The organism is Microbispora bryophytorum (assembly GCF_006874465.1).
GTDB lineage: Bacteria > Actinomycetota > Actinomycetes > Streptosporangiales > Streptosporangiaceae > Microbispora > Microbispora bryophytorum.
In genome coordinates, this window is sequence record NZ_VIRL01000031.1 from 45,849 (window position 1) to 59,222 (window position 13,374).

Consider the following 13,374-nt stretch of genomic DNA (forward strand, 5'->3'; position numbering starts at 1 on the left):
GCCTGGCAGCATTGACCGGCGTGCGGGTTCGTCTCCTCGGCGCGCTCGAGGTTCTCGACGACGACGGGGCTCCGGTCGCCGTCGCGGGCACGCGCGTGCGCGCGTTGCTCGCCCTGCTGGCCCTGCGGCCCGGCCGTCTCGTCCCCGCCGACCGGCTCGTGGACGCGCTGTGGGAGGACGACCCGCCGGCCAATGCCGCGAACGCGCTGCAGACGCTGGTGAAACGCCTGCGCGCGGCGCTCGGGCGGCCCGGCGCGGTGGTCTGGCGCGACGGCGGTTACGTGCTCGACGTCGAGCCGGGGCAGGTCGACGCCCACGTGTTCACCGCGCTGACCCTGTCGTACGCGACGGGCGCGCTGCCGGACCGGATGGCGGACGGCGAGGTTCCCGGCGCGGAGCTGGACGACGCGTGCGCGGAGCTGGACGAGGCGCTGGCGCTGTGGCGCGGGCCCGCCCTGGCCGACCTGCGCGCGGTGGCCTACCTGGCGGCCGCGGCAGCGCGGCTGGAGGAGCGGCGGCTGGCCGTGGTCGAGGCCCGCGCCGCCGCCTACCTCGCGCTCGGGCGTGAGGTGGACCTGTCGGCCGAGGTGGCCGCCCATCCGCTGCGCGAGCGGCTGTCCGCCCTGGCGATGCGCTCGTTCGCCCGCTCGGGCAGGCAGGCGGCGGCGCTGGCCCTGTACGAGCGGGTCCGCAGGGCGCTCGCGGACGAACTCGGCGTCGATCCGGGCCCGGAGCTGCGGGCCGCCCATCTCGACGTGCTGCGCGGACGGGAGACCACGCCGGCGTATGAGCGGCCGGCCCGCACGCCAGATGCCCCAGGCACTTCCGGCACGGGCACTTCCGGCACCCCCGGTGGCAGCGTCGACGGCGCGGGCCGGCGTGCGGGCAGGGTGTGGGCGCCGCCGACGACGTTCGTGGGCCGGGAGGAGGAGGTCACGCACCTCGCGGCCCTGCTGCGCGAGTCCCGGCTGGTCACGATCGTCGGGGCGGGAGGGGCGGGCAAGACGCGCCTTGCGGTCGAGACCGCCCTGCGCGCCTCCGGCGACGCCGCCGCCGCGAATCGGGTCGCCGGAGAAAGCGCCGCCCGAGACAGCGCCGCCCGCGAAAGCGCCACCGGGGAAGGCGCCGCCGGGGAGGACGGCGACGATGCGGGCGGGTCCCGCAGCTACGGCGAGAGCGGGCACGGCGAAGGCGCGTGGCTCGCCGAGCTGGCCCCCCTGACGGACCCCGCGGACGTCGTGCGGTCCGTGCTCGACGCGCTCGGCGCCGACGCCGAGCCGCGGGTGGGCGGGGACTGGCGGCGCGACCCGCCGGACCCGGCCGAGCTCCTGGTCGCCTCCCTCGCCGGGCGCGAGGTGCTGCTCATCCTCGACAACTGCGAGCACGTCATCGACGCCGCGGCCGGTCTGGCCGAGCTGGTGCTGCGCCGCTGCCCGGGGGTGCGTGTGCTGGCGACCAGCCGCGAGCCGCTCGGCGTGCCGGGGGAGATGCTCGCCCCGATCCCGCCGCTCGGCCTGCCTCCGGAGGGCGTCACCAGCGTCACCCCCCGCGAGGCGGGCGAGTATCCCGCCGTACGCCTCCTGGTGGACCGCGCCCGCGCGGTGAGCCCCGGCTTCGCCCTGGACGACCACACGACCCCGCACGTCGTCACGATCTGCCGCCGCCTCGACGGGATGCCGCTGGCCATCGAGCTCGCCGCGGCGCGGATCAGGGCGCTCGGCCCCGAGAGGCTCGCGGCCCGCCTCGATGACCGGTTCCGCCTGCTGACCGGCGGGAGCCGTACGGCACTGCCGCGGCACCGGACGCTGAGCGCGGTGGTCGAGTGGAGCTGGGACCTGCTCACGCCCGAGGAGAGGACGCTGGCGGAGCGGCTCGCGGTGTTCGCCGGCGGCGCCACGCTGGACGACGCGGAGCCGGTTTGCGGGGGCGACGGCCTCGACGTGGTGGCGGTGCTGCCGTCCCTGGTCGACAAGTCCCTGCTGGAGACGCCGGGCGACGGCCGGTTCCGGATGCTGGAGACGCTCCGCGCGTACGCGCTGCGGCGGCTGACGGACAGCGGTGAGCTCGACCGCTACCGGCGGCGGCATGCGGCGCACTTCCTGCGGCTCGCCGAGGAGGCCGAGCCGCGCCTGCGCGGAGCCGGCCAGTTGGAGTGGATGGCCAGGCTGACCGCCGAGCAGGACAACCTGAACGCCGCCCTGCGCTGGGCCGTCGATTTCCGGGAGGCGGAGACCGCGCTGCGCCTGTGCGGCACGCTGAGCTGGTATTGGTGGCTGCGCGGACATCGCGGACAGGCGGCCGCCTGGGCCGGACAGGTCCTCGAACTCGTCCCCGAGGGCCCGCCGGCCGGGCTGGTGCGCGCCTACGCCGGGTGCCGGTTCGCGGTCACGGTCACCCGGCTCGGCGCGATCTGGACGGAGCCCGCCTGGGTCGAGGAGATCCGCCGGGAGCTCGGCGACCTCATCGACGAGGCCCTCCGCGAGGGCCCGGTGCATCCGATGCTGCCGATCCTGCGGGCGGTCGTGACGGCGATGGCCGGACGCAGGGAGGAGGCGGCCGCGATGCTCGACGCCTATGCCGGCTCCGGCGATCCCTGGCTGGCCGGCTCGGCGCTGATGATCAGGGGCGGGTCCCTCGGCATGCCGGGCGGCAGTGAACAGGACGTCGCGGAGGCGGTGCGCAGGTTCCGGACGCTGGGAGAGCGCTGGGGGCTGAGCGAGGCCCTGCTCACCTTGGCCACACTCCGCGCCCGCCGGGGCGCGCCGACGGCGGACCTGATCGACGAGATCGCCGGGCTGACCGCCGGATGGGCCAGCCCGGACGACACGATCTCCACGCTGACCCGCCTGGCCGAGCTGCGCCTTCTGGCGGGCGACGCCGAGGGCGCGGCGGCGGACGTGGCGGCCGCCCGTTCCCACGTGTCCTCCCGCGTCTCGCCGTACGCGCTCGTGCAGGTGAGCATGGGCGAGGCGAAGGTGGCGCGGAGCCGGGGCGATCTCGACGCCGCGGTGGCGGCGTACGAGGAGGTCCTGGCCGTGCTGGAGGCCCACCCCGCCGTCCCGCAGCAACTCGCGTCGGCCTACGCGGAGTACGGCAGGACTCTGCTGGCCAGGGGCGACCTCGACGGCGCGCTCGCGCGGCACCACGAGGCGCTGTGCGCCCTCGGCACCGCCCCCGACCCGCCGGTCCTCGCGACGGTGTTGGCCGGGCTGGCCATGATCGCCCTGACAGGGGGCGACGCGACGCGCTCCGCGACGCTCTTCGGCGCGGCCGACGCCGCGCACCAGGGCTGGCGGGCGGACGCTGAGGCCGCCGAGGCGGTCACGACGGCGCGTGAGGCGGCGGGCCTGGACTTCGACGCCGCCTACGAGCGAGGCCGCGCGTCGCCGCGCGAGGACCTCGGTCTGCCCGCCACCGGCAGCAGCAGGTAGGACGGCGCGCCGATCGTGATCCGCGCGCTGCCGGAGTGCCGGGCGTACTTGGGGAAGCTCGACCCCGCCACCTCCACCCGCCCCCGGTGCCCCCGCCCAAGCTTCCGCGTCCCGCCGTCTCGACGGCCCGGCAGGAGCCCGTCCGGGAGCTCACCGGCTCGTTCGGGCGGGAGACAGGAAGCGGTTCACCGGGGCGTTCACCGGATCCTCCGGGTGTAGGCGCGCACGGCGAGCGGGACGAAACACGCGGTGACGGCGGCGGCCCACGCCAGCGTGACCCAGACGTGCGGTCCCACGGGAGCGCCGGTGAGCAGCGCGCGGACGGCGTCGGCCAGATGCGAGACCGGATTGACCGACGACCACCAGCGCAGCACGCCCGGGAGGTTGGCCGGGGGGATGAACGCGCTGCTGCCGAACGTCAGCGGCAGCAGGACGGCGGTCGCCACGCCCTGCATCGAGGCGACGGACTTGGCCTTCAGCCCCAGCCATGCCGACACCCAGCTCAGCGCCAGCGTGAACAGCAGCAGGAGGGCCAGGCCGGCCAGCGTGCCCAGGGGCGAGGCCGTGATCCGGAACCCGGCCGCGATCCCGGCGAGCAGGGCCACCGCGATGGTGACCGCCGTCGTCAGCGCGTCCGCGGTCACCCGCCCGACCAGCGGGGCGGAGCGGGCGATCGGCATGCTCCGGAACCGGTCGAACACGCCGTTCACGATGTCCTCGGCGAGGTTCATGCCCGTGGCGTTCGTCGAGATGAGGGCCACCTGCACGAGCACGCCGGGCAGCAGAAAGCGCGCGGCGTGCTCGGTGTCGCCGGACATGGCCCCGAACATCAGGACGAAGACCACGACCATGAAGACCGGCTGAAGCAGGAACTGGACGAGCCGGCCGGGCTCGTTCCGCAGCGGCACCAGGCTCCGCCAGGCGAGGGTCATGCCCTGCGCGAGCGCGCCCCGGTGCCCGGTCGTGGACGGTACGGCGGTCATCGCGTTCTCCCTACGCTTGTCGTCGGTCGGTCCTACTCGTGTCGCCGATGCAGCCGTCATCGCGTCCTTCCCGAGGTCGTAGTGCCGGTGAGGGCGAGGAACGCCTCGTCGAGCGTGGGCCGGCGCACGGCGTGCTCGGCGAGGGAGACCCCGGCCTCCTCCAGCCGCCGGAACACGGCCGGGCTCACCGCCGAGTCCAGCAACGGCACGCTGAGCAGCCCGTTCTCGCCGCGGTGCGGGGTCTGCCCGGTGACCTCGGCGAGGATCAGCTCCGCCTTCTCCGCGTCGTGCTCCGGCCGTATCTCCAGCCGCCGGTCGCCCGCCCTGGCCTTCAGCTCGCGAGGCGTGCCCCGCGCGGCCACCACGCCGTGGTCGATGAGCACGATCTCGTCGGCGAGTTGGTCGGCCTCCTCCAGGTACTGCGTCGTGAGCAGCACGGTCGCCCCGCTCGCCACCTGCTCACGCACGATCCGCCACAGGTCCGCCCTGGCGCGCGGGTCGAGCCCGGTCGTCGGCTCGTCCATGAAGACGATCGACGGCCGGCCGACCAGGCTGACGGCCAGGTCGAGCCGCCGTCGCATGCCGCCCGAGTAGGAGCCCGCCGCCCGGTCCGCGGCGTCCTCCAGCACGAACTCCGCGAGCAGCGCCGCCGCCCTGCCCCGGGCCTCGGCCCGGCGCATGCCGAGGAGCCGCCCGATCATCACGAGGTTCTGCCGCCCGGTCAGCTTCTCGTCCACCGACGCGTACTGACCGGTCAGCCCGATCAGCTTCCGCACCTCGGCCGGTGCCTTCACCACGTCGTGCCCGCCGACCGCCGCCCGGCCGCCATCGGGGGAGACGAGCGTGGCGAGGATGCGGACCGCGGTGGTCTTGCCCGCGCCGTTCGGGCCGAGCACGCCGAGCACCGAGCCTGGCGGCGCGGCGAGGTCGATCCCGGCCAGCGCGGCCTTGTCGCCGTATCTCTTCACGAGGCCGTGAGTCTCTATCGCGTACGTCATGCTCCGACGGTCGCCGCCCGCGCTGGCACGAGCCTGGCACGGGGCTGGCAGGGCTGGCACCGTACTGACACTGGGTCGGCGCTGGGTCGGCGCTGGGCCGGCAGGGTCGCCGGTAGGGCTTCGGCCGCCTCGCCGAGGGCAGCCGCGAAGGGTGAAACGTGCAGACAAGTGAGGCATCATGGATCACCGCAGGTGGCGCCACTGGAACGTGCCCGCCTGCGACATGAGCCGCGCATAACCCGGGCTTAAGACTGCGCTCCTTGTCCGCCCGACGGCGCCGCCACTACGCTCCGGCGACATTCCTCTTCTCTCCTCCGCGTCCGTCGCGGAGGCTCGTCCCTGTTCGGAGCCCACCATGGGAGCGATCACGTGTGGCACCTTCGCCGTCGTGGTCCTGAGCGCCGTGCTGTCCGCGCTGTTCGTCGCTTGGTTCGGCCCGGCCCGCGCCACCGAGTCCGCCACCGAGTCCACCGGGACCGCCGCCGGGACCGCCGTCGGGGCCCTCAGCCAGACGCAGGCCAGGTCACGTGTCGTGGTGCGGCCGGCCGCCGCCGCACCGGCGCGGGCCACGGTCGCCCCCGCGCAGGCCGCCGCCCCCATGCAGACAGCACCGGCGCAGGCCGCACCGGCGCAGGCAGCACCGGCGCAAGCCGCTCCTCCCGTGCCCTTGGTGACCGTCACCGTGACCGTCACGCCGTCGCCGTCCCCCTCGCCGGGCCGCATCAGGGTGGGTTACGTCCCCCAGCGCGGCGCGTACGGCGCCACGTCCACCGTGCGCGACCTCGACACCAGCGGGCTGGCGGGCAGGCTGACCCACGTCCTCTACGCCTTCGCGAACATCGACCCCGGCTCGCTGACCTGTCTCACCGGGGTCACCCGGCCGCTCGCGCCCGACCCGAACGACCCCGACCAGGGTGACGGCGCGGGCGACGCCTGGGCCGACTACCAGCGCGGTTTCACGGCCGCCGAGTCGCTGGACGGCGTGGCCGACCCACCGGACGCCCCGCTCGCCGGCAACTTCAACCAGCTGAAGAAGCTCAAGGCCCGCCACCCCGGCCTGAAGGCACTGATCTCGATCGGCGGCTGGACCTACTCCAAATACTTCTCGGATGTCGCGCGGACCGCCGCCACCCGGCAGAGGTTCGTGAAGTCGTGCCTCGACGCGTACATCAGGGGTGATCTTCCGGGCGCCGGGGGCAGGGGTGGTCCGGGCAGCGCGGCGGGCGTCTTCGACGGCGTCGACGTCGACTGGGAATGGCCCGGCGGTGAGGGGCACCTGGGCAACCACACGGGCATCGGCGACAGGCGGAACCTGACGGCCCTGCTGGCCGAGTTCCGTGCGCAACTCGACGCGCTCGGTGCGGCCACCGGCCGCCACTATCCGCTGTCGGTCTACCTTCCCGCCGACCACGATCGCATCGACGCCGGCTTCGACCTGCAGAAGCTGGTCGGCCTCGTCGACTTCGTCAACGTGCAGAGCGACGGCCGGCACGCCGTCCGCGAGGGTGCGATCCTGCGCTGACCGCGCTCGCTTTGACCGTACTCACCCCAACGGACGAGTAGCCGGCCCTAACGCGCGCATAACCCGGCTCAGCACGTAGACCGGCGATGACAAGGTTCGTTAGGAACGCTGTCAGATTGGGTCTTGTGAACCAGCGACCGCGAAGCTACGATCCGTACAACTGTTAGGAAACTTTCCTAAGAGAAAGATCGGGAGCCGGAAATGGCCCTTCCTCACCCCTAGCGTCTTCCTCTCGCATCCCGCCACCAGACGCCCTTCAGCGCAGTAGGGCCGGTGCTGTTCCGATTGGCCGCACCCGTCAGGCGCCGGCCGTACGGACTCCCATGACCTCCCCGTTCACCCCCACAGAGGTTGTGTCCATGCGAACCAGGCACCTCTGGCGTGCGCTCGCCGCGATGGGCGGGGTCGCACCGAGGCTCGGCCCGAACGCGGTGTGCCGCCCGCGCCGTACGCCGGCGACGGCTACACGAGCACGGCCGAGGTGCACAGCGCCTTCGGCTGCTTCGGCTGCCGGGCGAAGGCGACGGGCTGCGGTTCCCACCGGCCGCACGGCGTCTTCCCCGGACTGCGCGGCCTCATGGCGTGGTCCGTCGACTGGGACAGGCACACGGGCTCCGAGTTCTCCCGCCTCCACAGGGCGTATCTCGACGCCCTGAAGCGATCCGCCACCCAACCTCCCATCCGACCCCCCATCCAACCCCCCAACCACCATTGCGAGGAAGAATGCAGCTTCGCTTCGGTACGGGCCGGCCCGCCAGGGCGGCCCTCGCCCTGCTCGCCTCCCTCCTCCTGGCCGTCGCAGGACTGGTCGCGGGAACGGCCGCGTCCGCCTCGGCGGCCCCGAACAGCGTGGTCATGCTGGCCTATCCGGCCTGGGCCCCGAACACCTGGTACGCCATCGGCGCCCGGGTGACCTACAACGGTGCCGACTACGAGTGCATCCAGGCGCACACATCCCTGACCGGCTGGGAGCCGCCGATCGTCCCGGCGCTGTGGAAGAAGGTCAGCGGCGGAGGCAACCCGTCCCCGAGCCCGTCCCCGAGCCCGACGCCTCCGTCCGGCGCGCCGGGCAAGCCGGGCAACCCGTCGGTCACCGGCACCACGAACTCGTCGATCTCGCTGTCGTGGTCGGCGTCAAGTGGCACGGTGACCGGCTACCGCGTCTACGAGGGCACCTCGGTCAAGGCGACCGTCGGCGGCGCCGGTGCCACGATCTCCGGCCTCGGCACCTGCACCACCCACACGTACACGGTCAAGGCGTACAACTCGAACGGCGAGTCCGCGGCGAGCGGGTCGGTGACCGGCGCCACCACGGGCTGCCCCACGAGCGGCGGGAAGCTCCCCGGCGCGCCGTACCTGTATGAGGGCTGGGGCAACCCGCCGAACCCGGCCACGGTCATGAACGCCACCGGGGTCAAGCAGTTCACGATGGCCTTCATGCTCTCCGGCGGCGGCTGCACCCCGGCCTGGGACGGCTCCCGCCCGCTGTCCGGCAGCGCCGACGCCTCCGCGATCTCGCAGATCAAGGCCGCGGGCGGCAACGTCCAGATCTCCTTCGGCGGCTGGTCGGGCAACAAGCTCGGCCCCAACTGCTCCAGCTCGTCCGCCTTCGCCTCGGCCGTCCAGCAGGTCGTCAACGCCTACAACCCGGCCGCGGTCGACTTCGACATCGAGAACAGCGACGAGTTCGAGAACGAGGCCGTCCAGGACCGCATCCTCGGCGGACTGAAGATCGTCAAGCAGAACAACCCGAACGTCAAGGTCGTCGTCACCTTCGGCACCAGCACGACCGGCCCGACCTGGTGGGGCACGCGGCTGATCAACCAGTCGAAGGCGCTCGGCGTCAACATCGACAACTACACGATCATGCCGTTCGACTTCGGCGGCGGCGCGAACATGTACCAGAACACGGTCAACGCGTCCGAGGGCCTGAAGAACGCGCTCAAGGCGGCCTGGGGCTGGAGCGACGCCCAGGCGTACGCGCACATGGGCATCTCGGGCATGAACGGCCTGTCCGACCAGCAGGAGCTCACCTCGGTGGCCACCTGGACCCAGATCCGCGACTGGGCCAAGTCCAAGGGCCTGGGTCGGCTCGCCTTCTGGGCGGTCAACCGCGACCGCGGCTGCCCGGGCGGCGGCGTGGTGTCGAACTGCAGCGGCATCGCGCAGAACGACTGGGACTTCACCAGGATCACCGCGGGCTTCTGACTCGTCCACCTGCCGACGGCCATAGGGAGGTCAGAGGGATCCGGGCGCGGCCCGCCGGACCGGATCCCTCACCGTCCCAGGCGATGCAAGCGCGGACCGACGCGAGTCGCGCGCCCATGATCAGGCGACCGGTCCGGCGGGGACGACCCCCCTACCCGCCGCGCCGGTCGCCCCCATGCGTGGGGGCGAGCAGGCCGATCAGCATCCCGACGATCACGGCCACGGCGAGGGTGGTCCACAGGCGAATTTTCATGAAGTCTCCTGGATGTAACGCTCCGTGGTCACACTACCCCGAATCGTGACGGATCGCGACGGCCGGATGGCCGAATCGGGGATCGAGTCGCCTGTTCGCCGTTCGTCGGGCAGGCTTGGCTCGTCATGGAATACGCGATCCCCACCAGCATCGTCCTCGTCGCCGGCGTCGTGCTCGCGCTCGCCGCCCAATGGAAGGGCTGGCGGCCGTCCCTGGCCGTCACGCTCACGCTCGGCATCGCCGTACGCGTGCTGATCATGGTCCTGTCGGCCAGGGACACCCACTGGCAGCCGGTCGACTACGTCAACAGCTTCCAGCCCGCCGGCGTGGCGATCCTCGACCACCGTGATCCGGTGCTGGAGAGCAACGGCGGATGGCACTTCCTCCCGACGATCCCGTACATGTACGGCCTGCTGCTGTGGCTGGGCATCCCGTGGGAGTACGCCGGCCGCATCGTCACCGTCGTCGCCGACGTCGTGCTGATCCCGCTGGTCGGCAAACTGGCGGGTGCACGGACCGAGAAACTGCGCGCCTTCCAGTACGCCTGCAACCCCCTCGCGATCCTCGTCGCCTCCGCGCACGGCCAGGTCGAGCCGGTCTCTCTGGTCTTCGGGGTCGCGGCGTACGTCGTGGCGCGCGGCCCGGGCGGATGGCGGCGCCCCGAGCCTCTGCCGTGGGCCCGCATACGGCTCGCGAACCGTGGCCTGCCGCTGCCCTGGATCTCGCCGGGCGAGATCGTGCGGCGCATCGTCCACCCGTCGCAGGAGGATCGCGCGGCGACGGGCCGGGCCGTGTGGGCGGGGCTGCTCATGGGGCTCGCGCTCTGCGCGAAGAGCTGGCCGGTGATCCTCGTGCCGGCCCTGCTGATGTTCCTGCCCGGACTGCGCAGCCGCCTGGTCTCGCTGGTCGCGACCGGTGTCCCGCCGGTGTTCTTCCTGCTGACGCTCCCGATCGGCGGCTGGACGGAGTGGCGGCAGTTGCCCGAGGTGCTCAACACCATCGGGCTGCGGCCCAGCGACGTCCGCCCGATCACGGGGGACTGGGGCTGGACCACCCTGGTCAGCGGCGGCAACTGGAACCTCGACCCGCTCCCGGCCAGGATCGGCCAGTACATGATCTACGCCGCGATCGTCGCCTGCCTCGTCTGGTGGCGCAAGGCCGACCCCGTCGACGTCACGATCGCGATCCTGCTGTCCTTCATGATCTTCACGCCGCGCCTCGGCGCGCAGTACCTGCTGTGGTTCATGCCGTTCCTGGTCGCCCGGCCCACTCGCTGGGCCTGGCCGGCGATCATCGGCAGCACGTTGTGGGCCGCGATCGGCTACATCGTGCTCACCCAGTTCCACGGGGCCAAGTGGGGGGAGCTGCACGCGCCCTGGGCGATCAGTTCGCTCGTGCTGTTCCCGGTGCTGATCGCGGCCATCCCTTGGCGGCGCAGGCATATGGAGACCCCGCCGGTGCCGGTCCCGGGGGAGGAGAACGCCGTCCCCGCCGCCTGAGACGACGGTCCCGCCCGTCTCAGGTCACGGTGAGGCTCAGGTCACGATGAGGCGGACCATGTGGCCGTGGCTCTTGAAACCGGGCGGGTCACCGTCGAGCACTCCGGTCACGCACTCGAACACGCCCGGCGCGGCCTGCCGTACGAAGAAGACGGCCTCGGCGATCGCCGACAGCAGCCGGATCACGTCGCGTTGCACGTGGACGCCTTCCCTGTCGCCGGCCAGCGAGACCGTCACCTCGTACACGCCGTCGTCGAGCAGGCGCTCACCGGTCAGCAGCCACTCCGACCCGCACGCACGGCGCAGGTGGGGGAGCAGATGAGCCTCGGGTTCCTCCGCCACCCAGCCGTCCCGTGCCATCGCGTCCAGCAGGGCGGACACCTGTGGCTCCATCGCCGAGGCGTCCGCGATCCCGGTGAGGAGCTCGTCGCCGTCCCAACGCCGCATGATCAGAGCCTAAGCCGGAGCACGGCGGCGCTGCCCGCAGACGCTCCGTGTCGTCGCCCGCCTCACGGCCCTGGCCATGGCTCCGCCCGAAATGTCGCCCCACAGCCAGCAGCGTCTCCACCCGCAGGGTGCGGGGGCGCGCATCCGCCGCGGAACGCTGCTCACCGGGATCGTCACCATCCTGCGCAACGAGAACGGCTTCGTCGAGGTCCGCGCGGCCACGGCCGCCGAGGCCGCGCGAGTGCTCGGCGTCGAACGGCTGCCCGGCTGACCTGGCCGGACGACGTCACCGAGGTTCGGGCTGTCCGGGTTGTTCTGGCTGCGGGTCTGCCTGGGACGCCGGGGAGCGTTCAGGCAACCGCCCGGAGATGAGCGCGGCGGCCCACGCGCCGTCCGGGTCGCTGTCGACGAGCAGAGCGCGGACGAGCAGGCTCAGCGGGATCGCCAGCAGCGCGCCGAGGGGACCGAGCACCCACGCCCAGACGATCAGGGAGAGGAACGTGGCCGTGGTGGACAAACCCACGGCGTCACCCAGGAACTTCGGCTGGATGAACGACTGGATCACCACGTTGATCGCGATGTACGCCACGATCACCAGCAGCATCGTCTTGGGCCCGCCCTCCAGCAGCCCGAGCAGCGCCGGCGGGATGAGGCCCAGGATGAACCCGATGTTCGGGATGTAGTTCGTGATGAGGGCGAGCACCCCCCACAGCAGCGGGAGCGGCACGCTCAGCACGTACAACGCGATCACGTCCAGGACCGAGCAGATGAGGCCGAAGACGGTCGAGACGATCAGATAACGGCGCGTCCTGTACGTGAAGGTCTTGAGCGCGCGGGCGAGGGCCGGCCGTTCGGTCGAGGCGGCGTCCACGATCCGGGCGAACACAGGAGCGTCGAGGCTCATGGCCAGCAGCAGCACGACGATCAGGAACAGGCTCGACAACACTCCCAGAAGGCTGCTCAACACGCTCTGGGCGAGGCCGATCACCTTGCCGAAATCGAGCGACGACAGCGCCTTGTTGAGTTGCTCACTCCCGTAGCCGAGACCCGCCGCCCAGTGCTGGAGGTCGGCCACCATCGCGTTGAACTGGTCCGCGTACGTGGGAGCCAGGATCGCGAGTTGCGCGGCGGCGAGGCTGAGCACCGCGACCATGCCGAGCAGGACCAGCAGCACCACGGCGAGAGGGAAGGCCACCTGCAGCCATACCGGCGCGTTGTGGCGGGCCAGCCAGCCGCGTACCGGGGAGACGGCGATGACGAGGGTCAGCGCCAGGACGACCGGGCCGACGATTGAGCCCACCGCCTGGACGCCGGCGAGCGTTATCACCGCGGCAGCGGCGCAGACCAGCACGATCAGGGCGCGAGGGAACCCCTGTCGAGTCACGTCCCGTTCCTACCCCTTCTCCTTGTGAAAAGGCTGTGCAAGGTGGATCAGTCGTAGCACGCCCGGGCCCCTACCCTTGTCGGCGCGGGCGAGTCGTGACGGGAATGAGGCCGGGTCGCGCGCCGTCCGATTCGTGCGGCAGTTGCAAGCGACAGATGACCTGCGGGAATAGGTCGCCGGATGGGTGCGTTGGAGGTTGGCCGGGCCAAGCCGTCGGCAGGCCCTGGTAATCTTGTGGTGTCGGCGCGGTTCGGCGCACTTCTCTTCGATCACTTCGGTGGTTGTCTTGCGTGTGCGGGCTTGTTGCCGGTGGCTTCTCGTGCTTTTCGATCTTTCTGGTTCGGTGGTTTTGCGTCGGGCTGGGGGTTCGGGTAAGTTAGAGGGGTTGCCCCGGAAACGGGGTGGTCGAATTCCTGTCGGTTGGCGGGTTTCGGGTCAAATTAGGTCCCGGTGGGGCGGATTTGACACGGAAGAGCCGGTCGGGAAGAATTAAGACCAGCAGGACAAAAGAAAAACAAACGGTGAAACGCCCCGGAGTGCGGGACCTGTTAAAGGGTTTCGGGTGATGGTGGTCGCGTCCGTTTCTTGAGAACTCAACAGTGTGCTAAAAGCCAGTGCATGAATCATGCATGACCCCGTCATAGCGGCA

General features: G+C 71.9%; 9 protein-coding genes. 5 read left to right on the forward strand and 4 right to left on the reverse strand.

Annotated elements, in window-relative coordinates; genetic code table 11:
* Nucleotides 1–20: 20 nt before the first annotated feature.
* Nucleotides 21–3,431 carry an AfsR/SARP family transcriptional regulator gene (locus FLX07_RS34075; RefSeq protein WP_142575802.1) on the forward strand — a complete coding sequence of 1,137 codons (3,411 nt, stop codon included), beginning with the start codon at nucleotides 21–23 and terminating at the stop codon, nucleotides 3,429–3,431.
* A gap of 197 nt (nucleotides 3,432–3,628) precedes the next feature.
* Here FLX07_RS34075 and FLX07_RS34080 read toward each other — a convergent pair whose 3' ends face one another.
* Nucleotides 3,629–4,414, reverse strand: coding sequence for an ABC transporter permease (locus FLX07_RS34080; protein ID WP_167748495.1), 786 nt, complete (start codon nucleotides 4,412–4,414; stop codon nucleotides 3,629–3,631).
* 56 nt (nucleotides 4,415–4,470) lie between these two features.
* Entirely contained in the window at nucleotides 4,471–5,412 is a 942-nt protein-coding gene (locus tag FLX07_RS34085; protein WP_142575804.1) for an ATP-binding cassette domain-containing protein, read from the reverse strand.
* Between the two features lie 355 nt (nucleotides 5,413–5,767).
* Here FLX07_RS34085 and FLX07_RS34090 point away from each other — a divergent pair, with 355 nt between their 5' ends.
* From FLX07_RS34090 to FLX07_RS34100, 3 genes are all read left to right on the forward strand, one after another.
* Nucleotides 5,768–6,934 (forward strand): glycoside hydrolase family 18 protein, encoded by a 1,167-nt coding sequence (locus tag FLX07_RS34090; protein WP_189105099.1) that lies wholly within the window; start codon nucleotides 5,768–5,770, stop codon nucleotides 6,932–6,934.
* A gap of 723 nt (nucleotides 6,935–7,657) precedes the next feature.
* Nucleotides 7,658–9,142, forward strand: a complete 1,485-nt coding sequence (locus FLX07_RS34095) for a carbohydrate-binding protein (RefSeq protein WP_142575805.1) — start codon at nucleotides 7,658–7,660, stop codon at nucleotides 9,140–9,142.
* 378 nt (nucleotides 9,143–9,520) lie between these two features.
* Nucleotides 9,521–10,894: a hypothetical protein gene (locus FLX07_RS34100; protein WP_142575806.1), complete on the forward strand. Its 1,374-nt coding sequence runs from the start codon at nucleotides 9,521–9,523 to the stop codon at nucleotides 10,892–10,894.
* A gap of 36 nt (nucleotides 10,895–10,930) precedes the next feature.
* Here FLX07_RS34100 and FLX07_RS34105 read toward each other — a convergent pair whose 3' ends face one another.
* Nucleotides 10,931–11,341 (reverse strand): hypothetical protein, encoded by a 411-nt coding sequence (locus FLX07_RS34105; protein WP_142575807.1) that lies wholly within the window; start codon nucleotides 11,339–11,341, stop codon nucleotides 10,931–10,933.
* Nucleotides 11,342–11,417: 76 nt separating this feature from the next.
* Here FLX07_RS34105 and FLX07_RS34110 point away from each other — a divergent pair, with 76 nt between their 5' ends.
* On the forward strand, nucleotides 11,418–11,612 hold the full coding sequence (locus FLX07_RS34110) for a hypothetical protein (RefSeq protein WP_142575808.1): 195 nt from the start codon (nucleotides 11,418–11,420) through the stop codon (nucleotides 11,610–11,612).
* A gap of 15 nt (nucleotides 11,613–11,627) precedes the next feature.
* On the opposite strand, the gene FLX07_RS34115 is transcribed toward FLX07_RS34110, so the two are convergent.
* Nucleotides 11,628–12,725, reverse strand: coding sequence for an AI-2E family transporter (locus FLX07_RS34115; RefSeq protein ID WP_142575809.1), 1,098 nt, complete (start codon nucleotides 12,723–12,725; stop codon nucleotides 11,628–11,630).
* Nucleotides 12,726–13,374: the final 649 nt, after the last annotated feature.

What these genes read in the sequence shown, in the direction of transcription:
- FLX07_RS34080 (WP_167748495.1), bottom strand. Translation starts at nt 4,414, where the DNA reads ATGACCGCCGTACCGTCCACGACCGGGCACCGGGGCGCGCTCGCGCAG.
- FLX07_RS34090 (WP_189105099.1), top strand. Translation starts at nt 5,768, where the DNA reads ATGGGAGCGATCACGTGTGGCACCTTCGCCGTCGTGGTCCTGAGCGCC.
- FLX07_RS34105 (WP_142575807.1), bottom strand. Translation starts at nt 11,341, where the DNA reads ATGCGGCGTTGGGACGGCGACGAGCTCCTCACCGGGATCGCGGACGCC.
- FLX07_RS34085 (WP_142575804.1), bottom strand. Translation starts at nt 5,412, where the DNA reads ATGACGTACGCGATAGAGACTCACGGCCTCGTGAAGAGATACGGCGAC.
- FLX07_RS34110 (WP_142575808.1), top strand. Translation starts at nt 11,418, where the DNA reads ATGGCTCCGCCCGAAATGTCGCCCCACAGCCAGCAGCGTCTCCACCCG.
- FLX07_RS34100 (WP_142575806.1), top strand. Translation starts at nt 9,521, where the DNA reads ATGGAATACGCGATCCCCACCAGCATCGTCCTCGTCGCCGGCGTCGTG.
- FLX07_RS34095 (WP_142575805.1), top strand. Translation starts at nt 7,658, where the DNA reads ATGCAGCTTCGCTTCGGTACGGGCCGGCCCGCCAGGGCGGCCCTCGCC.